This window comes from Methylomonas sp. BW4-1 (assembly GCF_052474385.1).
Window position 1 is genome coordinate 1,889,932 of sequence record NZ_CP184125.1, and the last position, 24,173, is coordinate 1,914,104.

22 protein-coding genes are annotated in these 24,173 nt (G+C 50.3%); 7 read left to right on the forward strand and 15 right to left on the reverse strand.

The window, feature by feature from the left end:
- Positions 1–88 precede the first annotated feature (88 nt).
- Positions 89–1,408, forward strand: a complete 1,320-nt coding sequence (locus ACH5Y9_RS08765; RefSeq protein WP_445369316.1) for an AMP-binding protein — start codon at positions 89–91, stop codon at positions 1,406–1,408.
- Positions 1,409–1,440: 32 nt separating this feature from the next.
- On the opposite strand, the gene truA is transcribed toward ACH5Y9_RS08765, so the two are convergent.
- The 4 genes from truA to cysM are packed head-to-tail and all read right to left on the reverse strand — an operon-like array spanning position 1,441 to position 5,046.
- Positions 1,441–2,244: a tRNA pseudouridine(38-40) synthase TruA gene (gene truA / locus ACH5Y9_RS08770; RefSeq protein ID WP_445369317.1), complete on the reverse strand. Its 804-nt coding sequence runs from the start codon at positions 2,242–2,244 to the stop codon at positions 1,441–1,443.
- A gap of 12 nt (positions 2,245–2,256) precedes the next feature.
- Positions 2,257–2,778 (reverse strand): L,D-transpeptidase family protein, encoded by a 522-nt coding sequence (locus ACH5Y9_RS08775; protein WP_445369318.1) that lies wholly within the window; start codon positions 2,776–2,778, stop codon positions 2,257–2,259.
- Complete coding sequence (gene rlmD / locus ACH5Y9_RS08780) at positions 2,775–4,097, reverse strand: 23S rRNA (uracil(1939)-C(5))-methyltransferase RlmD (RefSeq protein WP_445369319.1); 1,323 nt, start codon at positions 4,095–4,097, stop codon at positions 2,775–2,777. The genes ACH5Y9_RS08775 and rlmD overlap by 4 nt, the downstream gene beginning before the upstream one ends.
- 58 nt (positions 4,098–4,155) lie before the next feature.
- Complete coding sequence (cysM, locus tag ACH5Y9_RS08785) at positions 4,156–5,046, reverse strand: cysteine synthase CysM (protein ID WP_445369320.1); 891 nt, start codon at positions 5,044–5,046, stop codon at positions 4,156–4,158.
- Positions 5,047–5,172: 126 nt separating this feature from the next.
- On the opposite strand from cysM, the gene ppk1 reads away from it, so the two are divergent.
- Positions 5,173–7,242, forward strand: coding sequence for a polyphosphate kinase 1 (gene ppk1 / locus ACH5Y9_RS08790; protein ID WP_445369321.1), 2,070 nt, complete (start codon positions 5,173–5,175; stop codon positions 7,240–7,242).
- Between the two features lie 8 nt (positions 7,243–7,250).
- The gene (gene dnaQ / locus ACH5Y9_RS08795) at positions 7,251–7,970 is read left to right on the forward strand and encodes a DNA polymerase III subunit epsilon (RefSeq protein ID WP_319962824.1); all 720 of its coding nucleotides are present in this window, start codon (positions 7,251–7,253) and stop codon (positions 7,968–7,970) included.
- Between the two features lie 28 nt (positions 7,971–7,998).
- On the opposite strand, the gene ACH5Y9_RS08800 is transcribed toward dnaQ, so the two are convergent.
- Entirely contained in the window at positions 7,999–11,814 is a 3,816-nt protein-coding gene (locus ACH5Y9_RS08800; RefSeq protein WP_445369322.1) for a DUF1631 family protein, read from the reverse strand.
- Positions 11,815–12,229: 415 nt separating this feature from the next.
- Here ACH5Y9_RS08800 and ACH5Y9_RS08805 point away from each other — a divergent pair, with 415 nt between their 5' ends.
- Positions 12,230–12,688 carry an EVE domain-containing protein gene (locus ACH5Y9_RS08805; RefSeq protein ID WP_319962822.1) on the forward strand — a complete coding sequence of 153 codons (459 nt, stop codon included), beginning with the start codon at positions 12,230–12,232 and terminating at the stop codon, positions 12,686–12,688.
- Between the two features lie 2 nt (positions 12,689–12,690).
- On the opposite strand, the gene ACH5Y9_RS08810 is transcribed toward ACH5Y9_RS08805, so the two are convergent.
- The 10 genes from ACH5Y9_RS08810 to prmB all read right to left on the reverse strand — a co-directional run bounded on the left by ACH5Y9_RS08810 (position 12,691) and on the right by prmB (position 21,155).
- The gene (locus ACH5Y9_RS08810; protein ID WP_445369323.1) at positions 12,691–13,164 is read right to left on the reverse strand and encodes a GNAT family N-acetyltransferase; all 474 of its coding nucleotides are present in this window, start codon (positions 13,162–13,164) and stop codon (positions 12,691–12,693) included.
- Between the two features lie 776 nt (positions 13,165–13,940).
- The gene (locus ACH5Y9_RS08815; protein WP_445369324.1) at positions 13,941–14,936 is read right to left on the reverse strand and encodes a hypothetical protein; all 996 of its coding nucleotides are present in this window, start codon (positions 14,934–14,936) and stop codon (positions 13,941–13,943) included.
- 20 nt (positions 14,937–14,956) lie between these two features.
- Complete coding sequence (gene kdsB / locus ACH5Y9_RS08820; protein ID WP_445369325.1) at positions 14,957–15,718, reverse strand: 3-deoxy-manno-octulosonate cytidylyltransferase; 762 nt, start codon at positions 15,716–15,718, stop codon at positions 14,957–14,959.
- A complete protein-coding gene (locus ACH5Y9_RS08825; protein WP_033156289.1) occupies positions 15,715–15,906 on the reverse strand; it encodes a Trm112 family protein in 192 nt (63 codons plus the stop codon). Before ACH5Y9_RS08825 ends, kdsB begins: the two co-directional genes overlap by 4 nt.
- Positions 15,899–16,900 (reverse strand): tetraacyldisaccharide 4'-kinase, encoded by a 1,002-nt coding sequence (lpxK, locus tag ACH5Y9_RS08830; protein WP_445369326.1) that lies wholly within the window; start codon positions 16,898–16,900, stop codon positions 15,899–15,901. Before lpxK ends, ACH5Y9_RS08825 begins: the two co-directional genes overlap by 8 nt.
- Positions 16,900–17,331: an ExbD/TolR family protein gene (locus ACH5Y9_RS08835; protein WP_033156291.1), complete on the reverse strand. Its 432-nt coding sequence runs from the start codon at positions 17,329–17,331 to the stop codon at positions 16,900–16,902. Before ACH5Y9_RS08835 ends, lpxK begins: the two co-directional genes overlap by 1 nt.
- On the reverse strand, positions 17,331–17,945 hold the full coding sequence (locus tag ACH5Y9_RS08840; RefSeq protein WP_020481246.1) for a MotA/TolQ/ExbB proton channel family protein: 615 nt from the start codon (positions 17,943–17,945) through the stop codon (positions 17,331–17,333). Before ACH5Y9_RS08840 ends, ACH5Y9_RS08835 begins: the two co-directional genes overlap by 1 nt.
- Before the next feature lie 34 nt (positions 17,946–17,979).
- Positions 17,980–19,134: an MFS transporter gene (locus tag ACH5Y9_RS08845; RefSeq protein ID WP_445369327.1), complete on the reverse strand. Its 1,155-nt coding sequence runs from the start codon at positions 19,132–19,134 to the stop codon at positions 17,980–17,982.
- Positions 19,135–20,223, reverse strand: coding sequence for a chorismate synthase (aroC, locus tag ACH5Y9_RS08850; protein WP_445369328.1), 1,089 nt, complete (start codon positions 20,221–20,223; stop codon positions 19,135–19,137).
- Between the two features lie 2 nt (positions 20,224–20,225).
- On the reverse strand, positions 20,226–21,155 hold the full coding sequence (prmB, locus tag ACH5Y9_RS08855) for a 50S ribosomal protein L3 N(5)-glutamine methyltransferase (RefSeq protein ID WP_445369329.1): 930 nt from the start codon (positions 21,153–21,155) through the stop codon (positions 20,226–20,228).
- Between the two features lie 88 nt (positions 21,156–21,243).
- Here prmB and ACH5Y9_RS08860 point away from each other — a divergent pair, with 88 nt between their 5' ends.
- From ACH5Y9_RS08860 to ACH5Y9_RS08870, 3 genes are all read left to right on the forward strand, one after another.
- The gene (locus ACH5Y9_RS08860) at positions 21,244–22,122 is read left to right on the forward strand and encodes an HDOD domain-containing protein (protein ID WP_445369330.1); all 879 of its coding nucleotides are present in this window, start codon (positions 21,244–21,246) and stop codon (positions 22,120–22,122) included.
- A 127-nt stretch (positions 22,123–22,249) separates the two neighbouring features.
- Complete coding sequence (locus ACH5Y9_RS08865) at positions 22,250–22,597, forward strand: hypothetical protein (RefSeq protein WP_445369331.1); 348 nt, start codon at positions 22,250–22,252, stop codon at positions 22,595–22,597.
- Between the two features lie 199 nt (positions 22,598–22,796).
- Positions 22,797–24,044 carry a hypothetical protein gene (locus ACH5Y9_RS08870; RefSeq protein ID WP_033156297.1) on the forward strand — a complete coding sequence of 416 codons (1,248 nt, stop codon included), beginning with the start codon at positions 22,797–22,799 and terminating at the stop codon, positions 24,042–24,044.
- Positions 24,045–24,173 lie beyond the last annotated feature (129 nt).

The following is a 24,173-nucleotide window of genomic DNA, read 5'->3' on the forward strand; positions in this document are numbered from 1 at the left end:
TCCCCTGCCCCTCTTTTTCAAAGAGGGGAATTAACAACGCCAAAGCATAACTTAACGGCATTGCACCGAATAGAATAAAGCCCATTCCATGCAGGAATCCCACAAAATCCCCGCCCCACAGACACCAATCGATTCCAGCCACACAGCGCCGTTTGCCCTCTACAACGGCCAGGTGGTAGACCGCGGCAAATTATGGTCTGACGTGGCGGCCCTGGCCGCGCAATTGCCGGACCAGCCCTATCAATTTAATTTATGCGAAAACCGCTACCTGTTTTGCCTCTGCCTGTTAGCGGCGGCAGTACGCGGACAGATTTGCTTGTTGCCGCCCGCCGGGCAAATGGCGGTAATCCTGGAAATTCTGCGCGACTATCCCGGCGCGTATATCGCCAGAGAACACGCGCCGCAGCAAACAGGTTTGGATTGGTTCGAAGTCGTCGCGCCAAACGCTGCAAGCGCAGCATCGCCACCCGATTTCGACTGGCAGCGCACCGCCGTGATTGCTTTCACCTCCGGCAGCACCGGCAAACCTAAGCCGTGTCCGCATAGCCTGCATACCTTTAAAACCTCCGCCGAAATGGCGGCCAGCAGCCTGGGGTTAGCGGAGCAGCGCCTATTAATGCTGTCCACCACGCCGCCGCAACATATGTACGGTCTGGAAACCTCGGTATTTTGGCCGCTGTTTTCTCAGTTGGTGCTGCACGACGACCGACCGTTTTTCGCCGAAGACATCCGGCAAACGATTAACACCGCGCCTTGGCCTGTTGTGCTGGCGTCAACACCCACCCATTTGCGTTCCTTAATCAAAACCACCGGCGCTTGGGACAATCTGGCCGGCATTATTTCCGCTACCGATACCTTATCTGAAAAGCTGGCCGGCGAAACCGCGGCAATTTTAGGGCAATCCCCGCGCGAAATCTATGGCAGCACCGAAACCCTGTCGTTTGCCAGCCGCGAGACCTTACACGAAAACCCTTGGCGACCTTACGCCGGCTGCCGATTGCGTCAAGATGAAAGCGGGCAAAGCTGTCTGCAAGCCGCGCATTTGCCGGCCAGAGTGCCTTTGCAAGACACTGTGCAGATCCAAGCCGACGGCTGTTTTACCGTATTGGGCCGGGATCAGGATATGGTGAAAATCGGTGGCAAGCGTGCGTCCTTGACCGAACTGAATCGTCGCTTGCAGGATATAGACGGCGTAGACGATGGTGTTTGTTTTATCCAGGATAATGGGCGATTGGCGGCTGTCGTGATCAGCAGACTAGACAATCAAGCCATTCGGCTGGGTTTACAGCCTTATTTGGACGAGGTGTTTCTACCGCGAAAAATTCATTTTGTTACTAAAATTCCGCGCAACGCGACAGGTAAACTTGCAAAATTCGAGCTGGAAAAGCTGTTAAAAGGTTTGAGTTAGACGATTTGCCAGACTGCGAAGTGCGGGCGAGATTAATCATGCCGCTTTGCGTCTGCCGGCAGCTTATCGAACAAGGGGTTTTTGGCGATCGCATAATGCTCCGGGTAATACACAGCCGCGAGATGTAAACCATGCGGGGGGGCGGTCATCGCGGCTTGGGAGCGGTCTTTAGTCTCCAGAAGTTCGGCAGTCCAATCCACTGGCCGCCGGCCCATGCCGATTTCCATCAATACCCCGGCGATATTCCTGACCATATGATGCAAAAAGGCATTGGCGCAGAGATCGATGATCACCCGCTGTTCGTCGCGATACACATCAACAAAATGCATTAAGCGATTGGGACTGAGTGACTGACAACTCTGTGCGCGAAACGAGGAAAAATCGTGTTCACCTAGTAGCACCTGCGCGGCTTGATGCATGGCTCGCTCGTTCAGCGGCTGATAACACCAGGTTGCCTGAGTTCTTAACAAAGCCGACTTCATCGGCCGGTTCAGTATCACATACCGATAAGCGCGGGCGATGGCGCTGTAGCGAGCATGAAAGTCGTCCAGCGCCGTTTGTGCCCAGATAATACGGATGTCATCCGGCAAATGGCTGTTGCCGCCCATCAACCAGCCGCGCATATCGCGCTCTGTGTCGCAATCAAAATGCACCACTTGTTCCAGCGCATGCACGCCAGCATCGGTGCGGCCCGCGCAAAGTACGGTAATCGGTTGATTGGCGATTTTACTCAAGGCTTTTTCCAACTGGCCTTGCACGGTCGCTTTACCGTCCTGCCATTGCCAGCCGGCGTAAGCACTGCCGTCGTATTCGACGCCTAAAACGATGCGCGGCATATCGGTTGCTGTTTATTCATGAATCCACACCCGGCAACCCACGGCAATCTGCTCGAATAAGTTGATCAGATCGGCGTTGAGCATGCGAATACAGCCGTGCGACTCCGGTTTACCTTGCGTCAATTCGTCTGGTGTGCCGTGGATATAGATATAACGCCATGTGGTGTCCACATCGCCGTAGCGATTTTTGCCCGGTTCCAACCCACCCAACCAGAGGATGCGGCTGAGGATCCAGTCGCGTTGCGGATGCTGCGCGGCCAGCTCCGGCGTGTAGATTTCGCCGGTTGGCCGCCGGCCTGCCAGTACGCTGTTGATCGGCAGGCCGGCGCCGATTTTGGCGCGGATTTTATGCCAGCCGGTCGGCGTGCAGTAGCTGCCTTTTTTTTCGCCGGGGCCGTTTTTAGCGGTAGAGACCGGATACTCGGCCAACACCTCGCTGCCGTGTACTAAGCGCAGGCGCTGCTTGGCAATGGCGATGTCCAAATAAGGCACTGCGAAGTGATAGTGCTGGGTTGCCGCAGAACCCGGAATCATTTCACAAACAAGGCGATCGATTCGACATGCGCGGTTTGCGGGAACATGTCCATCACCCCGGCCTTAACCAACTTGTAACCGAGTTCGTTCACCAAAATTCCGGCATCGCGGGCCAAGGTGGATGGGTTGCAGGATACGTAAACAATCCGCTCCGGTTGCCAGTGTTTCAAGTTGTCTAACACTTCCGATGCGCCGGCCCGCGAGGGGTCTAGTAATACCTTGGTAAATTTTTGCTTGGACCAGGGTTGGTCTTTCAAATCCTTAGTCAGATCGGCGACATGAAATTCAACATTATCCAGGTTATTCAACTTGGCATTTTCCCGAGCGTGCTTGACCAGCGGCAAGTCGCCTTCCACACCGACGACCTGACCCGCCTGGGTCGCCAGCGGCAAGGTGAAATTGCCCAGTCCGCAAAACAAATCCAGCACCCTGTCGTCCTTGGTCAACTCCAGCGCTGCCAAGGCCCGGGTCACCATTTTTTGATTGATCTGATAATTGACCTGGGTAAACATCGCCGGGCGGAAATTGAACTTAACGCCTTGTTCGGCTAGCGCATAACTCGGAATGACTTCCGGCTCGCCGTCCAAAGGCACGATGGTATCCGGACCTTTCGGCTGCAAGCAAATGCTGACCTGATGCTGATGGGCAAATTCGCGCAGCCTCTGTTTATCGGCGTCGGTGGGCGGTTCCAGTACTCGAAACGCCAGCACGCATTCGTTGTCGCCAATAGCGACTTCGATTTGCGGAATTTTATCTTTCACTGTTAGACCAGCGATCATCTCCCCCAAGGCAATCAGCTTTTCGCCGACGATGGGATTCATCACTTTGCAGCTATCGATTTCCGCTAAAAACGGATTCCGTCGTTCTCGAAAGCCCACTAGCACCCGATTCTTTTTCGCCACCCACTTCACACCCATCCGAGCTTTACTGCGGTATCCCCAATGCGGGCCGGTCAGCGCTTCCCAGATTTGCGGAATCTCAACTTTGCCGATGCGGCGGAACTGATCGCGGAGCAAGTCTTCTTTAAAGTTGATCTGTTCGGCATCGTCGACGTGTTGAAAACTGCAACCGCCGCAACTGCCGAAATGCGGACAAGCCGGTTCGACCCGATGCTCAGACCGGCTTATCAGATTGACCACTTTGCCTTCCGCATAGTCCTTGCGGCTGTCGGTGTAGACAAATTCCAGCGTTTCGCCAGGCAAGGCTTCATCGATGAACACGACTTTGCCGTTGACGTGGCTGACACCACGGCCATCGTGAGACAAAGATTCTATGGTAACGGTGACGGGGTCTAACGGGAGTTTTTTCTTGTGGGCCATTATGCTCGATTGGGTAGCTTGGGTTAGCGTGGTGTAACCCAATATGAAGCTGTCTTGTTTAGGTTGGAAAAATGCCGGTGGATAAATAGCGGTCGCCCCGGTCGCAAACTATCGCCACGATCAAGGCATTTTCAATTTGTTGGGATAATTGCAAGGCCGCGTAAACCGCGCCGCCTGAGGATACGCCGGCAAAGATGCCCTCTTGTGCAGCCAAAGCGCGCGTGGTGTTTTCCGCGTTCAGCTGATTGACTTCGATGATGCTATCCACCCGCACAGCGTCGTATATTTTAGGTAAATATTCCTTAGGCCAGCGGCGAATACCCGGGATTTTCGATTCGCCTTCCGGCTGCACGCCGATGATTTGAATGGCTGGATTTTGTTCTTTCAAATACCGGGAGGTCCCCATGATGGTGCCGGTGGTGCCCATGGAGCTGACGAAGTGGGTAATTTTACCGTGCGTGTCGCGCCAGATTTCCGGACCGGTGCCCTCGTAATGCGCCAACGGATTATCGGGATTGGCGAATTGATCCAGAATCCGTCCCTCGCCGCGCGCTTCCATGGCCCGTGCCAGATCAATCGCTGCTTCCATGCTGCCTTTGGACGGCGTCAGGATAATCTCCGCGCCGTAGGCTTTCATCGACGCAATGCGTTCGGCGCTCATATTGTCCGGCATGATCAAGGTCATCTTATAACCCTTGATCGCCGCCGCCATCGCCAAGGCAATACCGGTATTGCCGCTAGTGGCTTCGATCAAGCGATCGCCGGGTTTGATCTCGCCGCGCGCTTCGGCGTGTTGAATCATGCTTAAGGCTGGCCGATCTTTCACCGAACCAGCCGGATTGTTACCTTCCAGCTTCACCAAAATAATATTGCCGCCTGCGACCGGCAGGCGTTGCAAACGCACCAATGGCGTATTTCCGACAAAAGATTCTATGGTTGGGAAGTTCATGACTTTAACGTCCGGTTAAGTTTACGGCGGCGATTATAGCAAGTTCCAGACCTCAAGCGCCGCTGTAACCCAAGGCGAAAAAATTTCATTTATAATCGACTGACCCCAATCAAACCAGCAGCCGACATGGAATCCATCGATTTAAATAGTCCCGAGCTTTATATCAACCGCGAACACAGCTTATTGGAGTTCAACTTTCGGGTGCTCGCGCAAGCCCTGGACGAAACGCTGCCGCTATTGGAACGGCTGAATTACTTATGCATTTCTTGTTCCAATCTGGATGAGTTTTACGAAGTACGTGTCGCCAGCTTGATACAAATGGCGGAAATGGACCCCAATCTGGTCAGTTCCGACGGCTTAACCATTAACGAGCAATTCGACAAAATCTCGATCAAAGCCCACGAACTGGTCGCAGAGCAATATCGGGTACTCAACGAGGTACTGATCCCTTGCATGGAGGCCGAGAATATCCGCTTCTTGCGGCGCGACCGTTGGAGCCCGGCACAAAAAGCCTGGCTGGAAAAATATTTCAACGAAGAGCTGTTGCCGATTCTGACCCCGGTCGGGCTGGATTCCGCCCACCCATTTCCGCGGATTCTAAATAAAAGTTTAAATTTCATCATCTCCCTAACCGGCAAGGACGCATTTGGACGTAACAGCGGCCGGGCGGTTTTGCAGGCACCGCGCGCCCTACCCCGCATCGTGCAATTACCTGTTACCGAGACCGATAGCGGGCCTTACGATTTTGTGTTTCTGTCCTCCATCATTCATGCGTTCGTCAACGAGTTGTTCAACGGCATGATGGTCAAGGGCTGTTATCAATTCCGGGTCACCCGCAACAGCGATTTTTTCGTCGACGACGACGCGATCGACGACTTGATGCTGGCCGTGGAAGGCGAACTGGCGATGCGCAATTACGGCGATGAAGTACGCCTGGAAATCGACGGCAATTGTCCCGAAGAGACCGTGAATTTCTTGTTGGCGCGCTTTGATTTAAAACCGGACCGCTTATTTTTAGCCAACGGTCCGGTCAATTTAAGCCGGATGCAAACCATCTTGAGCATGGTCGAACGCCCCGACCTGAAATTTACGCCGTTCAAATCCAGCGTGCCGCCAGCGCTAGGGCGCAATAAGGATATTTTTGCCAGCATCCGCAAACAGGATATTTTGTTGCACCATCCTTACGAGTCGTTCTCGCCGGTGGTGGATTTCATTCGCCAGGCCGCTGCCGATCCGGATGTACTAGCCATCAAACAAACCTTGTACCGCACCGGCGTGGACTCGCCCATCGTCGCGGCCTTGATCAAAGCCGCCCGCGCCGGTAAGGAAGTCACGGTTGTCATCGAGTTGCGGGCGCGTTTCGATGAAAAGGACAACATTGGTTTGGCCGCGAAACTGCAAGAAGCCGCGGCTCACGTGGTGTACGGCGTGGTGGGGTATAAAACCCACGCCAAAATGTGCATGGTTTTGCGCAAAGAAGGCAGCACATTACGCAATTATGTGCATCTGGGCACCGGTAACTACCATCCTAAAACTGCTCGGCTATATACCGACTACGGCTTGTTTACCTGCGAAAAGGAACTGGGTGAAGACGTGCGCCGGGTGTTCATGCAACTGACCAGTTTGGGCAAGGTCAGCAAACTGAATAAACTGCTGCAATCGCCGTTCACTTTGCACCACGGCATCCTGAAGATGATTGATAGAGAAATCGAGCATGCCAAAAAAGGCAAGCCGGCCAGGATTATCATCAAGGTCAATGCCGTAGTCGAGGAGCAGGCGATTCAAGCCCTGTACCGCGCATCACAAGCCGGCGTGGAAATCAAAATGATCGTGCGTGGCGTCTGTTGCTTGCGGCCGGGCGTGCCGGGGGTTTCCGAGAATATCGAAGTACGCTCCATCGTCGGCCGCTTCCTGGAACACACCCGCATCTATGCGTTTTGTAACGGCGGCGATTGGGCGGTTTACGCATCCAGCGCCGACTTGATGAACCGCAACATGTTCCGCCGGGTGGAGGTCTGTTTCCCTATCGCCGACAAACGGATTGCCGAACGAATTCTTAACGACCTGGATGCGTATCTCAGAGATAACGCCCAAGCCTGGCAATTGCAAAGCGACGGCCAGTACCGGCATTTGCGCGCCGACGATCAAGCCATTTATCAAGTGCAGAACGAACTGCTCAAAGCGTTTTGCGGATAGGATAAGCCATGAGTCAAAAACCCCGCCAAATCCGGCAAGTGGTGCTGGATACCGAAACCACCGGCATCAACCCCAAGGAAGGCCATAAGATTATCGAAATCGGCTGCGTGGAACTGATTAACCGCCGTTTGACCCGTAATCATTTCCACGTTTATCTGAATCCAGACCGGGAAATTGATGCCGGCGCCATCGAAGTGCATGGCATCACCAACGAATTTTTAAAAGATAAGCCGCGCTTCGCCAATGTCGTCGAAGACTTTATGCGCTTTACTCAGGGTGCGGAGCTGATCATTCACAACGCACCGTTTGACGTCGGCTTTTTGAATCACGAATTGGCTCTGTTAGCCGGGGAAGAGCGCCGCGTCGAAACCAACAGCACCGTGTTCGACACCCTGGCTTACGCCCGGAAAAAACACCCCGGCGCACGAAACAGTTTGGATGCCTTATGTAAACGCTACGGCATAGACAACAGTCACCGCGAATTGCATGGCGCTTTACTCGACGCGGAAATCCTGGCGGATGTCTATTTATTGATGACCGGAGGCCAGGCTTCCTTGCTGGATGAAGGCGATCACACCGGCAATGGCGGCGAACAGGCTATCGTTAGACTATCGGCTGACAGAGCGCCGTTAAAAATCATTGCTTGCAGTAGCGAGGAAGAACTGGCGCACCAACAACGCTTGGCAAAAATCGCCAAAGTCAGCGGCAATTGTTTGTGGCAACAGTAGTGTGGCTGATTTTTTAGACACCCTGCTTTCAAAACCCCCAAAACTCAGTGTCTTCAAATGAAAAAAGCGGTGCGCTCGGCGGTGGTTCGATGACCAACTCGCTGAGCGGCATTGGTTTATGCACGCCGTAGCCTTGGGCATAGTCGACGCCTATGGTTTTTAAAACCTCTCTGATCTCGCTGCTTTCGACGTATTCAGCAATGGTCGTCAAGCCCAGGGAATGAGCGATTTCATTCATGGATTTAACGATGGCAACATCGGCTTTGTCGTTTAATATGTCTTTGACAAAGGCCCCGTCTATTTTCAGATAATCGATATTCAAGTTCTTCAGATAGGAATACGACGAATAGCCTGACCCGAAATCATCCAATGAAAACTTACAATTAAACTGCTTGATGGCTTTGATGAAACTATTTGTTAAATAAAAACTTTCCGCTGCAACCGTTTCCGTGACTTCGAACGTCAGTTTATTTGTGGGCACGCTGGTTGATTCCAATATTCCTTTAAGAAACCCTAAAAATTCTTCGCTGTTAATAGATTGTCCGGACAAATTGATCGCAAAGCCATCAATATGATCGAAATAATGTCTATTATTTTCAATCCACATAAGCACATTGGTAATGACCCATTGATCAATTTCCGGCATACGCTTACAGCGTTCCACAGCAGGTATGAAATGATCGGGTGGAATAATATTATCGTTTTCGTCTTTAATACCCAGCAAAATTTCGTAATGTTGATGACTGGCACTGGTTTCATCGACCGCGGCAATCATTTGGCAACGTAAAAACAACCTGTTCTCGGAAAATACCTTGTCAATATTGCCTATCCATTCGTATATTTTATTTTGACGTTTTAAATTCTCGTCATCATGCGTAAAAAGCAAAACATTATTCGGACCGGAACGCTCTGCCGACATGCTGGCGGTATCGGCATTTTGTAACAACTCGTTAACGTCAAAATTGTTCTGTTCGAACGGCACCAAACCGATACTCACACCGATGGTATAGCTTTTATCTTGCCATTGAAACCGCGATTCACTAATGACTTTTAACAGTTTTTTGGATAACTCATAAGCAGTTTGCGCGCCGCAATCTTTTAGCAGCACTGCGAAAGATTTATCGCCGATTCGCGCGAATAAATCGCCATCACGCAACTGCTCGCTGATTAAATGCGTGAGCGTTTTCAAGAATTGTTTGCCGCCAGTGACTCCGCAAACATTAGTAATGACGCGAAAATCCAAAACCTCTATATGACCCAAGATATGGCCGGTACTATCGAGTTTAACGAGCTCGATTTTTAGCTGTTTAACAAACTCGTCTTTGGTGAGTAAATCGGTTTCCGCGTCATGCGTAGCGTTATAAATCAATTTGCTATGCATGTTTTGCAACATTTGGTTAGTCGCGCGATCCATTAAAGGCACATCCAGGCTTTCTATTCTATTCGCTCCGCCATTTTCCAAAAGTAATGCCAATTCGGTTTTATTAAGCTCTAACTTAGTCAGTCCATCGCGATTAACAAAAACGCAAATTGGTAAAATATCGCCTATCCAAACCAGTTTCATCGGTTCAAAACCTTCGGAGCCTCTATAGATTATCAGCCATTCGCCCACCTGTAATTGTGAAACTTGCGCTGCCCATTCAGATTCTATAATGTCTTGCATGGATCTAGGCGCGGGAATTCTGACGGTATCCATCGGCTTCCTAACTTTTGGCACACCGCTACCCACCAGTAAAGCAAACAATTCTTCAATAACATTATCGCGTTTGAATAAGTTAGGACAAACTGTGCCTAGATTCTCTTCGATAAATTTGAGTGTGGTATGAATGCTGACCGATTGCATATTCAGAAACGAATCCTGTTCGTAGAGCCAAAATAGTAAATCGTCAATTACTTTGATATAAGAGGCTTTTTCCTCAGGCTTAGCTTCCTTATTTAATTCGGCAATCACTAACAGGTCTTGCCATCCAGCGCCAAGTAGCGTGGGAATAATCGATGGTACAGAGCGGCCGGCTATACGCTTATCAACTTCCTGCTGAATAGTTAGCCTTGCCGCCTCCAATTTTTGTTGGCCTTCGTAAGGCTCTATTATGCGTTTGACGTTGGTTTCATTGGATTTTGTCCACTGCTTAGTGACGCTATCCAATTCATGCTCGACTTCAGTGAAAACATTAGGATTGCTAATGGACTCAGCGGAAATCCGCGCTATTGCTTTTTCTACAGTATTTTTTATATTGGTATTTTTGATTACCCGATTACTTTTAATCGCAGGTTCCAGAACAGCCAGTTGATTCAGTATTTTTCGGGCAGGGTGCGACTCGGAATCCAGAAAATCATTACCTTGCATGGGCAATGACAATAGAGGTAAATGAATACTTTCCAAATAATCTTTAATATCTTTAGAAAACTCAAGCTCACCGAACAAGGCGTCAAAAAACCTGCCATACAGTTCAAGGCGCTGAACATCGTTTGCGGCCAACGATTTTGCCTCCGGATTATCAGCTTGTAATTTATCGGCAAGGCTTTTTTGCAGTGTTGTGGTATCTAAATGAAGGCCCGATTTAGCGGTAATATCCTTTTGGATTTTCGCAATAGCCGATAAAACTTCCGCTGGGTCAAATACTTGCTGGACATTATTGACCGGCAGGGTATTTTCCTTGCGCTGGGTATCGGTAGATACGGCCATTGTTTCAGTTAACAGGTTCAGTAATTTGCCTGTAACCTGGCTTAAAGGTTGAATAGCTTTGTGAACGACCAGCGGTTCGGCATCCAAATAGTCATTGAAATAAACTTGCTGTTTATCGCTATTTTTTGTATCAAAAGCGGAGCCGCTCTGCTTACTATGAACGGGCATTTGCAATCGCGCGGATTCAAACTTAGCTAAAGTCGCAGCTGCTTGCTTATAAAACCCCGGTAATTCAATAATTAAGATTTTTTCGAAGCAGTTATAAATTGCCTTTTTTATATTACTCCCGAGCTCTAACTGCAAAAATATTTCCCTAAAACTATCACATAAAACCGCCGGACCAATTGGATTATTAACTGCATTATCAAATATACCAAACACCCTGCATAATTCTCTAACTAACAGATTAAGCTCGTCGTCAAAATAGTTTTTAAGCTTTCTGATAGTAGCCGACATATTCAACCAGTCTTCAAAGTCGTCTTTTTCGATTAATGAAAGCGAATCATGATATAAAGCATCTGAGTTTTTTTCGTTGTTACTGGAAATATAATCAACCTGATATATAACAGAACAACAAAATTCGCTACTAATAATCTCTCTATTCAGCTTTAACGTGGTAATTAAGTCGTCAAAAGCCGATGGATTGGAAAAAAACTCAGCATGCGTGTTCGCAGCTTCCATGCAATCGCTCAGCGAGTCAAAAAACCTATCGATTAATAAAGGCAAGCTTTCTATTAGAAATTGTTTAAATGTGTTTTTATAATTTTCTTGATTTAAATTGTCTGGTGAAGTATCTAAATTGTCATTCGTTGAGGAAAGCGATCCAACATTTGCTATTTTTCTTAACGCATTAAACGTGGTGGCGGGCATCTGTTCAGTGACAAGGCCTACTCCCGTCGAACCAATATGCGTTATTTGCGCATCTACTTCAAAAGTTTTTAGCTCGAACTCCAATTGAATAGAAAAGCGAATTTTTATATTTTTATGCAATGCAATCTGCGGATGACTTTTATCAAAAACCAGATAAAATCCACCGCTACAAAAATCCAGAATACGGCATTCCAGTGTATCAGTTTGGTCGATTATCAATAAAGCGTTTAGATCAATCGCATATCTAATATAGCGACGTCTTTTGCTTTTTTTAATACTAGCAGACATAAATCAGATGAAATAGGAAAAAACTACCGTAATAATAGACGCCGACCGTGTTGTTTAAACCAAGCCAGTGTAAACTCCGTAAATAGACTAATTGACATTATTTAACGAAGCGGAAATGTATTTATTTAAGCACTATCTATCTAACGACAATACTGGTGTGGATACTATACCACGATAGGCTTGAGTGCGGTCCCGGCTGGTTGTCAAGTTTAGACCAGTTCAGGCGAATATTTAGCGCACAAAAAGCGTGGTTTCAACGGTTACTTGAGTCTCGCCAAGGTTTATAGTTCAACAGCTTCAAGCACTCACGACACTACCGGTGTTTCGGCCAATTTCTTGCGCGATTTTGCTTGCCGATTGCGTCTGAGTTTGGGATAAATAAAAAACCTGACAACAACCCCCAAAGTGGACATCTATGAATTACTGGCTGATGAAATCAGAACCCGACACCTTCGGCATTGACGACTTGTTTAATCGACCCGGCCAAACCGAGCATTGGGACGGTGTCCGCAACTACCAAGCCCGAAACATGATGCGTGACGACATGAAAATCGGCGATCAGGTGTTTTTTTACCATTCCAACTGCGACGAACCGGGCATCGTCGGCATCATGCAAGTGGTGCGCGAAGCCTATCCGGACTTTACCGCGTTCGACCCGGACGATAAGCATTTTGACCCGAAAAGTAATCCTGACAAACCGACCTGGTACATGGTCGATGTAAAGTTCGTCAGAAAGCTATCACGCAATATCAGTCTGCGCGAATTGAAACTGAAAACCGAACTAGGCGATCTGGCCTTGCTGCGCCGCGGCAACCGTCTGTCGATCATGCCGGTGAATGCCGAGCAATGGGCATTTATTCTCGGTTTGGAGTAAGTCTAAACATTCGGATCTTTTAGAATCACGCTCATAACCGTCACGCAGTGGTCGCGATAATATTCCTCCGCCATTGCAGTCCAGCCAAGTTTTGCATAGAAATTGGCCTGATCCGGCGTGAACAGATAGAGCGTGGCAACGCCGGCTGCCTTAGCTTGCAACATGACATGTTTTACCAACTCTGAGCCGATGCCCTGCCGGCGAAATTCGGGGGCCACGTAAACACTGGCCAACCATGGCGTCAGTTCCGGGCGGGTATCCATATCGCTTTCTATGATGGCTGCCGAGCCGGCTAGCTGGTCTTCATGTTTGTATATGAAGGTGCTCGGAATTAGTTTGTTGCTTAAATAAGCCTGCATTTTTTGGATGCGGTGTTCCAGGGTTTGGCCGGGATTCAGGTTTGACCATTCGGCTTGGTGCCATTGGGCTAGGGTGGGGATTTGGTGGGGTTCTTGGGAGAGGTTGATGATGGTCATATTTTTTAGTGTCGCTATCGCGACGGTTTGGTTTAATCGGGTTCTCGCACCCGAAAGCGAGATACTTTCTTTTGCTCCGCCAAAAGAAAGTATCCAAAGAAAAGGCGGCCCGGATTTCGCCCTGATCCTGCGCTTCACAGTTTTTTGCAGGGGTTGGCGAAAGGGGCTTCCTGCCCCTTCGCCAACGAGCGGCATCCCTGCCGCTCCCCTCCGGGCTGATCCTGCAAAAAACTGCGATGCTCGGGGTCGAAATACGGGACCAAAACCCTCCCGATGACAAAATCCTCCTGTCTAGCAATCTGCTTAAGCTAAACCAAAAAATCCGTCATGCCCGCCGGGAGCGGGCATGCAGTGCCATGGATGGCAAGCTTCGAGCTATCCATGCAGTCTGGAATTCGGCATTCCCTGCCGAAATGACGATCTTGAGGTGCGCGAACAATTCAGCATCGGTTTGATGCTCAAGAGGAATTTCATAAATAATCAAACATCTGCTACACAGCAAGGGTGTTTCCCCGTATGCCGCGCCGAGCACCGGAGCTTTTATCGAGATCAGCCCGAAGGGGTGCGGCAAGGATGCCGCACGGCGGCGGAGGGGCTGGGAAGCCCCTTCTGCCGACCCTCGATAAAAGCTCCGGCGCGCAGGATCAAAGCGGCATCCGGGCCGCCTTTTCTTTGGATACTTTCTTTTGGCGGAGCAAAAGAAAGTATCTCGCTTTCGGGTGCGAGAACCCGATTAAAGTAGGCTTCGCGATAGCGAAACATCAATATTCAATAAATTATCCCAAACGAGACAACACCCAAGAAGGACAAAGCATATTATGCAGCCTAGTTAATCGATCATCCTTATATCTTTCATTTAGTAAAGCATAAGCTGTATCCAACTTTTCCTCGTAAATCGCCAATCCATTTGGTGTTATGCAGAGACTTAAATCAGGCTGAGCTATGCAATTCTCTTTCAAATGTCGTTGAATTTGACCTTCCTGATTTTCGGCAAGCAAAGCAACTTGCTTAATCCAATAACGTATTCGATCAACTCCATCAAGTACTCGTAGAGATGTAGCAGACATCGTGTAGCCAAGGCCAGGACCAATGTAGGCTTTTCCATTCAAAGTAATCGGCACAGCCATACCAGCTCGCCTCAGTGATGAAAGTTGCTCTGAGCTAGGATTAGTCTTTGATGGAAGGATACCTTTCATCAATAACTGTTCCATGAAAGTAGGCCAGCTAATTTCGATTATTTTGATCAACTCAAAATTTGTGAAAACATTGCCTTCGTTGTGTTCTCTAATATCGATTACCGCAAAAGTAGAGTTACCCGCAAGACAAAAAAGTAACCAACATTCCCCGTCACTGCATTTTCTTTCGGAATAGAACTCCCCTTTTTGTAATGGGACATCCGTGATATGTAAATGAAATAAGCCCCAATCGGCCCACAATAAATCAGTGCGTTCAGCCTTCCTTTTTTTGCTGGTATCGTGGACACGAGAAATAAATTTTGACTGATATGGGTTTATATCTGCCCCGGAACGAATCAAGTTCATTAGACTTTGAAAACCGGCTTCAACAGTTTTCGGAAGTTTTTTGGGGAAAGCATTGGAAAAGACTATTTGTCGTGGAACTGGATCTATATAGCGAAACCGGAAATCTAACCATCTCGTCAGCGGACAACTTAAGGCATCAATTTCTTTCTCAAACTTAAGGTCATAGAGCGAAATCAAAGTTTCAGCTATGCCATCGAGATTAGATTGAAAAATCCTATTTAGCTCTTCCATTCATTCCGGCCTACTTGGCGTTAAACAAACTTTTGAGTTACCCTCACCAAATCCTCCTCCGTATCCACCCCCGCCTCGGGCGTCAGATCAACAATCTTCACCAACACCCGCTCCCCATGCCAAAGAATCCGAAGCTGCTCCAAAGACTCGACACTTTCTAACGGCGACGCAGCCCAACCGCAATACCGCTGCAAAAAACCCACCGTATAAGCATACATACCAATATGCCTGAGATGCGGCAAACCAGATGAAGCTGGATCGTGCTTATTAGGAAACGTCGCCCGATTCCAAGGAATCGCCGCCCGGCTGAAATATAAGGCATAGCCATCTTTATCCAAGACCACCTTCACCGCATTCGGATTGAAGATTTCCTCCACATCCAATATTTTCGCAGCCAACGTAGCGATGCCAGCTTGGTCTTGACCCGCCAGCGCCAGAGCAGTATCGCGAATATAAGCCGGTGGAATCAACGGTTCATCCCCTTGCAGATTGACCACGATTTGCTCATCGGCCCACCCCATAATCCGGGCCACTTCGGCAAGCCGTTCGGTGCCGGACTGGTGGTTTGGATCGGTCATTACCGCTTGCAAACCTAAGTCGCTGACCGCATCGAAGATGCGTTGGTGGTCGGTGGCCACCACCACTTGCTCGGCATCGGCTTCCAATGCGCGTTCGCACACATGCACGATCATCGGCTTGCCGGCAATGTCCAACAAGGGCTTACCCGGCAAGCGGGTGGAACCGTAGCGGGCCGGAATGACGACTTTGAAACCGCCGCTCATTTACGCAGAGCGTCCGCTTCTTCGAAGCTCAGTTCGCGGGCTTCATCTTCCAACATCACCGGAATATCATCGCGGATCGGGAAGGCTAAATTGTCGGCTTTGCAAATCAATTCCTGTTTGTCTTTGTCGTAAATCAGGGAGCTTTTGCACAGCGGGCAGGCCAGAATCTCGAGCAGTTTTTTATCCATGAGCTTTGTCTTTGAGTAGTTTTAACAGTTGTTGGGAAAATGCCTCGGGCAGTTCGGCATCGATAGGTAAATACCAGTGCTGGTTGGTCGCGAAGCGGGCGCATTTCACGGCGTCTTTTTCGGTCATAATCACCGGGCGCGGCTCTTTAAATTGCAAATCTTCGGCAGTAAACGGATGGTGGTCCGGCAAGGCGTGGGTTTGACAATCCAGTCCCGCAGCCGCCAATTTCTCAAAGAAGCGTGCCGGGTTGCCTATCGCCGCGACGGCGTGGCAAGCCGTGCCTTTGAATTCGACCAGCGGTTTTCGTTCGCCGGTTTTCATGTTGATCAGTTGCTGGCCCTTGCAATGCATCGGCAATTCGTCTTCCAGCAGTTCATCCGGGCCGTTGACGACCACCAAATCCACTTGTTTGACTCGTTCCTGCGGCTCGCGCAGCGGGCCAACCGGCAGACAATAACCGTTACCAAAGCGGCGCTGACCGTCTATCACGACGATTTCGATGTCGCGCTCCAATGCATAATGCTGCAATCCGTCGTCGGAAATCAGTACGTCGCAGGCGTTGCTTGACAGTAATTGCCGGCCGGCCGCGACTCGATCGGCGCCAACCACAATCGGACAAGCACAGCGCTTGGCTAACAACACCGCCTCGTCACCCACTTGCGCCGGGTCGCTATCGGCGGTTACCGCTTGCGGACTGGTGTTGGCCGTGCCGGCATAACCGCGGCTGATGACGCCGGGTTTATAGCCGTTTTGTTTCAAGAATTCGACCATCCATATCACCAACGGCGTCTTACCGGTGCCGCCTACGGTGATGTTGCCGACTATAATCACCGGTACCGGCAATTTAGTCTTTTTCAATACGCCGATGCGGTATAAAAAACGCCGCAAGCGGATGGCATCGACATACAACATCGACCAGGGCATCAGCCAAGCTGAGATGTACATCTCCTTGTACCAGGCATCCTCAAACCATTTCACTAATTTCGGGTTCATTATTTTTCCGGGCGGTTGATAGCAAAAGTGATGTGGTGAAAGCCTAATTGATTGGCAACATCCAATGCGCTGACCACGGCTTGATGCGGGGCTTTGCCGTCGGCGCTGATGATGAACGGCAACAATCTGGACTCGCCGGCAGTTTGTGCCAAAGCCGCTTTCAAGCCGTCCAGGTTTTGATTCACCAGCTCATGAAACTGGTTATCGTCACCGGCCAAGGCATAAGTGCCTTTGGCATCGACGTATAAATTGATGGTCTTAGCCTGCTCCGTGGCGTCGCTGCCTTGGGCTTCCGGCAGGTTGATCTTCAATTCGGAGTGATGACGAAACGTGGTGGCGACCATGAAGAAAAACAGTAAAACCAGCAACACGTCTATCATTGGGATTAAGCCGATATCGACCTGCGTACGGCGTTTGCGGCGGAATTGCATTAAATGTCCTCGCGCGCGCCTTGCATGATGTCGATCAGGCGCAGCGATTCTTCTTCCATCCGCACCACATGATCGTCAACCAGACGCTCGAAATAACGGTGGAAAAACAAGCTGGGAATCGCCACGGTCAAACCGGAGGCAGTACAAATCAAGGCTTCGGAAATGCCGCCGCTCAGTACCGCCGGATCGCCCATCCCGCCTATCGCAATGTCTGAAAACACCCGGATAATGCCGTCTACTGTGCCGAGCAATCCGAGTAAGGGCGTGATAGAAGCGATACTGCCCAGCGCATTTAAATAACGCTCCAGCTCGTGAGTCACCTGCCGGCCGACTTCTTCGATACTGGATTTCATGATTTCCCGGCCATGTTTGCGATTCAGCAAGCCGGCGGCCAGAATTCTGCCCAAGGGCGAGCTGAGTTTGATGCGCCTGATCGTCGGTTCGTCTAGCTTCTTGTCCCGATGCAATTGCCAGATGTAAGGCACCAAATCGACGGGAATGATGCGTTTACGCTGCAAGGACCAAAAGCGTTCGCCGATGATCGCCATCGCCACGATGGAACACAAGATGATTGGCGCCATCATCCAGCCGCCGTTTTTGATTACTTCAAACACGTTGTCTATCCCTCTTTCCTGAAACCTGTCAATTTTAACCCAATCCGAGGCGAGATTGCCGAGCCACACCGATATAGGTAATCAGCAAAGCCACGCAACACACCAGAGCGGCGATGATATACACCAGTCGGCCGCCCAGCATGTCCCAGAAGTAACCGCTGTAAAGACTGCCTATCATGCCGCCCAAGCCAAAACTGATACTGCTGTAAAGCGCCTGCCCTTTGCTTTGATGGCGTTCGCCGAAATACTGAAATAGCAATTGCATAGCCACGACATGCGCGACCCCAAACGTGGCTGCGTGCAGAATTTGCGCGATGATCGTCAATGCCAGCGAATCCACCCCATCAGCGATTAACAGCCAACGCACTACGCTGAGTGATACCGCAAAAAGCAATAGCGTGCGCGGCGAGAGCCATTTCAACAATTGGCGCATCGCCATGAACAACAACACCTCTGCCGCTACGCCGCTGGCCCACAATAAACCGGTTTCGGTCGCCGAATAGCCGTGCTGCTTTAAGTAAACCGAATAAAACACATAGTAAGGGCCATGCGCGACTTGCAGCAGCATATAAACCAGCAAAAATGCCAGCAGCTCAGGTTTCATTAGAATTTGCCAGATGCCGCCAGTATTGCTGTGGGTCAGGCGCGGCTTTGCCTCCGGCGTCACCAAGGCCATCAGCCAATTCAGCAGCATCAAGCTGCCGATAATCCACGGCAAATAGGCAATGCTAAATTGATCCAGAAACCGGCCTATGCCCAGAACTGCGGCAATAAAGCCGATAGATCCCCACAGCCGAATTTGGCTGTAGCGCTGTGGTTCGGCTTGCAGATGAAACAAGGTCGCCGCTTCAAACTGCGGCAAGGTAGCGTTCCAGAAAAAACTGAAAATCACTGTCACCGCGGCAAACCAAAGATAATCGCTGCGGTACAAAAAACCGGCAAAGCACAGCACCGACAGCAGCGAGGTGATGCGAATCAGACGTAAACTACGACCGGTTTTGTCGGCCAGCCAGCCCCAGTAATTCGGCGCGATGATCTTGGTAGCTACCAAAAACGCCGTCAGCTCGCCGATTTCGGTGGCGGCGAAACCGACTTGTTTAAGGTATAAACTCCAAAACGGCAGGAATGCGCCCAGCGTGGCGAAATAGCAAAAGTAAAAGCCGGATAAGCGCCAGTAAGGTACGCTCATTCAGCGCAGAATCGGCAATCCTGAATTTACATGCAGGTTTTGCGCGCGATGCCGTAATAAATGATCCATCAACACTATAGCCACCATCGCTTCGGCGATAGGCGTGGCGCGGATGCCGACGCAAGGATCGTGGCGGCCTTCGGTGACCACTTCAATCACTTCACCTTTGCTGTTGATGCTACGGCCCGGCAAACGTAGGCTGGAGGTGGGCTTCAACGCAATCCGGGCCACGATGTCCTGGCCACTGGAAATCCCACCTAAAATGCCGCCGGCATGGTTGCTTAAAAAGCCTTCCGGGGTGATTTCGTCACGGAATTTTGTGCCTTTGGTGTCGATGCAATCGAAGCCGTCACCAATCTCCACGCCTTTAACCGCGTTGATGCTCATCAAGGCATAAGCCAATTCGGCATCCAGACGATCGAAAATCGGCTCGCCCAAGCCTGGCGGCACATTGCTGGCGATCACTTCAATCTTCGCGCCTATCGACTCGCCTTCCTTGCGCAGTGCATCCATGTATTTTTCCATTTCTTCAACTTTGCCGGCATCGGGGCAGAAGAACGGATTGTTAGGAATTTCGTTCCAGTCGAATGCGTCAATTTTGATCGGACCCAGTTGCGACAAGTAGCCGCGCACCAAGACGCCATGTTCTTGGAACAGATATTTCTTGGCAATCGCGCCGGCGGCAACGCGCATTGCGGTTTCCCGTGCCGAGGAACGTCCGCCGCCGCGATAATCTCTAAACCCGTATTTGTGCTGGTAGGTGTAATCGGCGTGGCCGGGTCGGAAGCTCTCGGCAATTTTCGAATAATCCTTGGAGCGTTGATCGGTGTTTTCGATCATCAGCCCAATCGGGCAGCCGGTGGTTTTGCCTTCGAACACGCCGGACAGGATTTTTACTTCATCGGCTTCGCGGCGTTGGGTGGTGTGCCTAGACGTGCCAGGTTTGCGTCTATCCAAATCGATCTGCAAATCCGCTTCCGACAGTTCCAAACCGGGAGGGCAGCCGTCGACGATAGCCAACAAGGCCGGGCCGTGGCTCTCGCCGGAGGTGGTGACGGTAAATAATTTTCCTATGCTGTTTCCGGACATGGTTATAAAGCGCTAACAAAGTGTGAGTGATAAAGAGAGACTTGTGCTGCGGTGAGCAGAAATACGCCGTCGCCGCCGCGCTCGAATTCCAACCATTGGAACGGCACGTCCGGGAACATTTCCTGCAAGGTTTCGGCGCTGCTACCGACCTCGATAATCAGGATGCCCTGCTCTGCCAGATAGCGTTTGGCGTCAACCAAAATCCGCAACACCAGATCCAGGCCGTGCTCGCCGCCGGTAAAGCCCATTTCCGGTTCGGCGTGAAATTCCGGTGGCAAACTTTCCCATTCGGCGATGGCGACATAAGGCGGATTGCTGACGATGATGTCGTAAGGCTTGGCCGGCAAGTCGTTGAATAAATCGGATTGATAAAGTTGGACTTGGCCATCCAGTTCATGTTTTTCAATGTTGATCTGGGCCACCGCCAAAGCATCGTCCGACAGTTCTACTGCATCCACTTGCGCATCCGGGAAGGCATAAGCGCAGGCGATAGCGATGCAGGCGCTACCGGTACATAAATCCAGGATGTTGAACACTTGGGTTTCTTCCACCCAAGGCTCGAAGCGTTCGGCGATGAGTTCGGCGATGGGCGAGCGCGGCACCAAGACCCGTTCATCGACATAAAAAGACAAACCGGCAAATATCGCTTCGTGGGTTAAATACGCGGACGGTTTACGCTCGACGATACGGCGTTCGATCAACGCCACCACCGCCTGGCGTTCGGCCATGGTCAGTACCGAATCCAGATAGCCGTGATCCAAATCGTATGGCTGATGCAAGGTATGCAACACAATCGCCGCGGCTTCATCCAAAGGCGTGACCGTGCCGTGACCCAGAAAAACCTGATGCTCGGCAAACCGGCTGGCAGCCCAGCGAATATAGTCTCTGATGCTGCTGAGGGTTGTGATAACATCCGGGCCTGTTATGTTCATAGCGTGTCTATACTTAAAAATACGTTTAAAAATGCAGCGGCGGATTTTAAACCAATCCCCCGCCGCTTGCCCGAATAAAGCACAGTAAATGACCGAGGCCCATTCTCAAGCGCTATCCGCCAAACTGGCAAAAAATCGTCTGTATCAGGATTGTTTCAAGTATATGCAATCCGATTCATTGGCGTTACCGACCATCCCGGATGTCTCGGTAAAAATCCGCCGGGCAATTAACGAACCCAACGCCAACAGCAATAAAATCGCCCGAGTCGTGCAAATCGACCCCAGTATTACTGCGCGCTTGGTCAAAATCTCCAATAGTCCGCTATACCGGGGCCGGCGCAAGATCGAAAGCTGTCCGGAAGCCTTGACCCGTTTGGGCTTGAAAGCCGCGCAGGACATTATTACCGCCTTCGCGTTAAAAGCGGTGTTCAACGCCAAATCACCGGTGATTCGCCGTAAGATGCAAGAGCTTTGGGCGCATAGCAGTTACGTGGCGGCGATCAGCGCGGTATTTGCCCATAAAACCCCCGGCTTCGATCCGGACCGGGCCATGTTGGCCGGCTTGATTCATGACATTGGCGTGGTGCCGATTCTGGCTTACGCCGACCGGCAACCGGAGATTGTGGCTAATCCCGGCGACTTGGCTGAAGCAGTACGCGAATTGCGCAGCCCGATTGGCGTGCAAATTATCCGCAAATGGGATTTTCCCAGCGACTTTGAAGACGTGATCATTCATGCCGAGAACTGGCACCGCGACAGCGGCGAAACCGCCAGTTACAGCGACATAGTCATGATTTCGCAATTGCACAGCTTCATCGGCAAGATAGACATCAAACAAATGCCCAAGCTGGACGAATTGCCGGCTTATAAAAAATTGGCAAAAGGCAATCTGGATGCGGATTTAAGTATCAATATACTCGACCAGGCTAAAGATGAGATCGAACATATCCGGCAGATGTTGAGTTAAACCGCTCAGCGCCAGCGTTGGCAATCTACTCAGGTTGCGGAATAATTCGGCCCTGATTGAATTGCGCAAATTGTAATTCGTAACCCTGAGTATTCTTGGATTTTTTCTTACCAAAGGAGTTAGCTAGATGAAACATACATTAACAATAGCCGCCTTGCTGCCCATCCTATTTGCAAACCCCGCGCAAGCCGGCAGCCTGACCAACGGCAGTTGGCAACCCAGCGGTTGCGGCGCCGTGCCCGAGTCACCTACTATCGATGCCGGCAATATCGATGCCTACAATAAAAGCATTGCGGCGATCAACGCCTGGCAACAAAAATCCCGCGATTATTTCGAATGCTTGATCAAAGAAGCCAACACCGATAACGGCATCATTGCTGACCACGCCAATCAGGCTCAGGCCAAATATCGGGAAACAGTCGAAAAAATCGGCGCACAAGCCGAGGCAGCCAAGAAAAAACTCGATAAAGAATAAGCTGGCGCGCACTGCAAGCTGCAGTTGCTGCGGCCGACACGTTATTTTTACCAGCGTTTACAATTCGCGCCCCCGATTAAGCCTCCCGAGCAACTGGGATTTATCATAAAATCTCCGCATGACATGCAGCAGCCATTCGCTTAACGCGGGGGCTGCGCTCCCAGACCACCACTCTCTAGCAATAAACACTACCCAAGCCATGAAAAAAATCGACATCAAGCTGCTGATACTGGCGATCAGCGTGCTGTTAAACGGTTGCGCCAGTCTCGGCAAAGGGATTACCGAAGCCATTCTGGAAAAGCAGGAAGCGGAAGACACCCGCATTTGCGAAATCAAAGGCGATAAATTCGAAGGCATCAAACCGCAACTGGAAGTGCATGACCGGAAAATGAAGCTGCTGATGGTGCACGGAGTCGGCAACCACTTGCCGGGTTACTCCACCCAGTTCATGGAAAAGCTGGCCAAGGAACTTGATCTGACCGTCACCAGCAAAAATGTCAAAAATATCCGCTTGGCCGATGCAAAAGGCCTTGAGAGACCACTGGGCAATTTGCGTATCCACCGTTATCTGGATGCTAATAAGTCGCAGGAAATGCTGTTTTACGAGCTAACCTGGTCGGAGATTAGTGCCAAGGAAAAAGAAGTATTGTCTTACGATAACTCCGGAGAGCAATCGTTTCGCCGCGCCGAAGTCAACGATTTGTTAAAAAAATTCTCTAACGATACCGGACCGGACCCTATCATTTATCTGGGCGAGAAACGCGAGGATATTTTGTCGGCATTCGCGCAATCCTTCTGCTGGATGATCCACGGCGACTGGAACAACCTGCCGGACGACGTCAAACAAACCTGCTCCACCAAGAACGTCACACCGTTTTACAACGACAGCTACGCCTTCATCTCCCACAGTTTGGGTAGCCGCATCACTATCGACGGCTTGCAACAAATTGCCTCGAAACTGGGTAACGGCGAAACGGCCAGTTACTACACCGCATTAACCAATGTTTTAAAGAATAAAGAGATACCTATTTACATGATGTCCAACCAATTGCCCATGCTGCAATTGGGACGGGCACTACCGGAAGTCGCGAATCATGCCGACACTTATTGCCAAGCCGACGGCGCCAAATACAATGAACGGATCATGGCAAAAACTTCGGTGATCGCGTTTAGCGACCCCAACGATTTACTCAGCTATGCTATCCCGCACGATTTCGTGAATAAATATCTGGATTCGCGATTATGCGTGAATGTCACCAATATCAATATTAACGTCGCCAGAGTTTATGATGCGTTTGGCTTGGGTAAACTGGCGAATCCGATGGATGCCCATATCGGCTACGATACGGACGACCGGGTGATTGCCTTGATCGCCAAAGGCATCGCTAACGAACACACCGCACCTATCGTCAAAGAGCGCTGTCACTGGGTGGAAACCATTGATTAAGCTTTTTAGGGTATGGCTGAAGGCTTAGCCATACCCTTCCCCTCGCATTACCCCTCAAGGCAGTCTCGCCCACTTCACCCTCGCTTCACATTCCCACCATCATCCGCTCACCTTGCCGGTGCATGCTTT

Bases quoted from the DNA above. Each gene is read 5' to 3' on its own strand.
- lpxK (WP_445369326.1), bottom strand. From the start codon at position 16,900: ATGAACCCGAAATTAGTGAAATGGTTTGAGGATGCCTGGTACAAGGAG.
- ACH5Y9_RS08835 (WP_033156291.1), bottom strand. From the start codon at position 17,331: ATGCAATTCCGCCGCAAACGCCGTACGCAGGTCGATATCGGCTTAATC.
- ACH5Y9_RS08865 (WP_445369331.1), top strand. From the start codon at position 22,250: ATGAAACATACATTAACAATAGCCGCCTTGCTGCCCATCCTATTTGCA.
- ACH5Y9_RS08775 (WP_445369318.1), bottom strand. From the start codon at position 2,778: ATGATTCCGGGTTCTGCGGCAACCCAGCACTATCACTTCGCAGTGCCT.
- ACH5Y9_RS08810 (WP_445369323.1), bottom strand. From the start codon at position 13,164: ATGACCATCATCAACCTCTCCCAAGAACCCCACCAAATCCCCACCCTA.
- ACH5Y9_RS08845 (WP_445369327.1), bottom strand. From the start codon at position 19,134: ATGAGCGTACCTTACTGGCGCTTATCCGGCTTTTACTTTTGCTATTTC.
- cysM (WP_445369320.1), bottom strand. From the start codon at position 5,046: ATGAACTTCCCAACCATAGAATCTTTTGTCGGAAATACGCCATTGGTG.
- dnaQ (WP_319962824.1), top strand. From the start codon at position 7,251: ATGAGTCAAAAACCCCGCCAAATCCGGCAAGTGGTGCTGGATACCGAA.
- kdsB (WP_445369325.1), bottom strand. From the start codon at position 15,718: ATGAGCGGCGGTTTCAAAGTCGTCATTCCGGCCCGCTACGGTTCCACC.
- rlmD (WP_445369319.1), bottom strand. From the start codon at position 4,097: ATGGCCCACAAGAAAAAACTCCCGTTAGACCCCGTCACCGTTACCATA.
- ACH5Y9_RS08765 (WP_445369316.1), top strand. From the start codon at position 89: ATGCAGGAATCCCACAAAATCCCCGCCCCACAGACACCAATCGATTCC.
- ppk1 (WP_445369321.1), top strand. From the start codon at position 5,173: ATGGAATCCATCGATTTAAATAGTCCCGAGCTTTATATCAACCGCGAA.
- ACH5Y9_RS08800 (WP_445369322.1), bottom strand. From the start codon at position 11,814: ATGTCTGCTAGTATTAAAAAAAGCAAAAGACGTCGCTATATTAGATAT.
- ACH5Y9_RS08805 (WP_319962822.1), top strand. From the start codon at position 12,230: ATGAATTACTGGCTGATGAAATCAGAACCCGACACCTTCGGCATTGAC.
- aroC (WP_445369328.1), bottom strand. From the start codon at position 20,223: ATGTCCGGAAACAGCATAGGAAAATTATTTACCGTCACCACCTCCGGC.
- ACH5Y9_RS08860 (WP_445369330.1), top strand. From the start codon at position 21,244: ATGACCGAGGCCCATTCTCAAGCGCTATCCGCCAAACTGGCAAAAAAT.
- prmB (WP_445369329.1), bottom strand. From the start codon at position 21,155: ATGAACATAACAGGCCCGGATGTTATCACAACCCTCAGCAGCATCAGA.
- ACH5Y9_RS08825 (WP_033156289.1), bottom strand. From the start codon at position 15,906: ATGGATAAAAAACTGCTCGAGATTCTGGCCTGCCCGCTGTGCAAAAGC.
- truA (WP_445369317.1), bottom strand. From the start codon at position 2,244: ATGCCGCGCATCGTTTTAGGCGTCGAATACGACGGCAGTGCTTACGCC.
- ACH5Y9_RS08815 (WP_445369324.1), bottom strand. From the start codon at position 14,936: ATGGAAGAGCTAAATAGGATTTTTCAATCTAATCTCGATGGCATAGCT.
- ACH5Y9_RS08870 (WP_033156297.1), top strand. From the start codon at position 22,797: ATGAAAAAAATCGACATCAAGCTGCTGATACTGGCGATCAGCGTGCTG.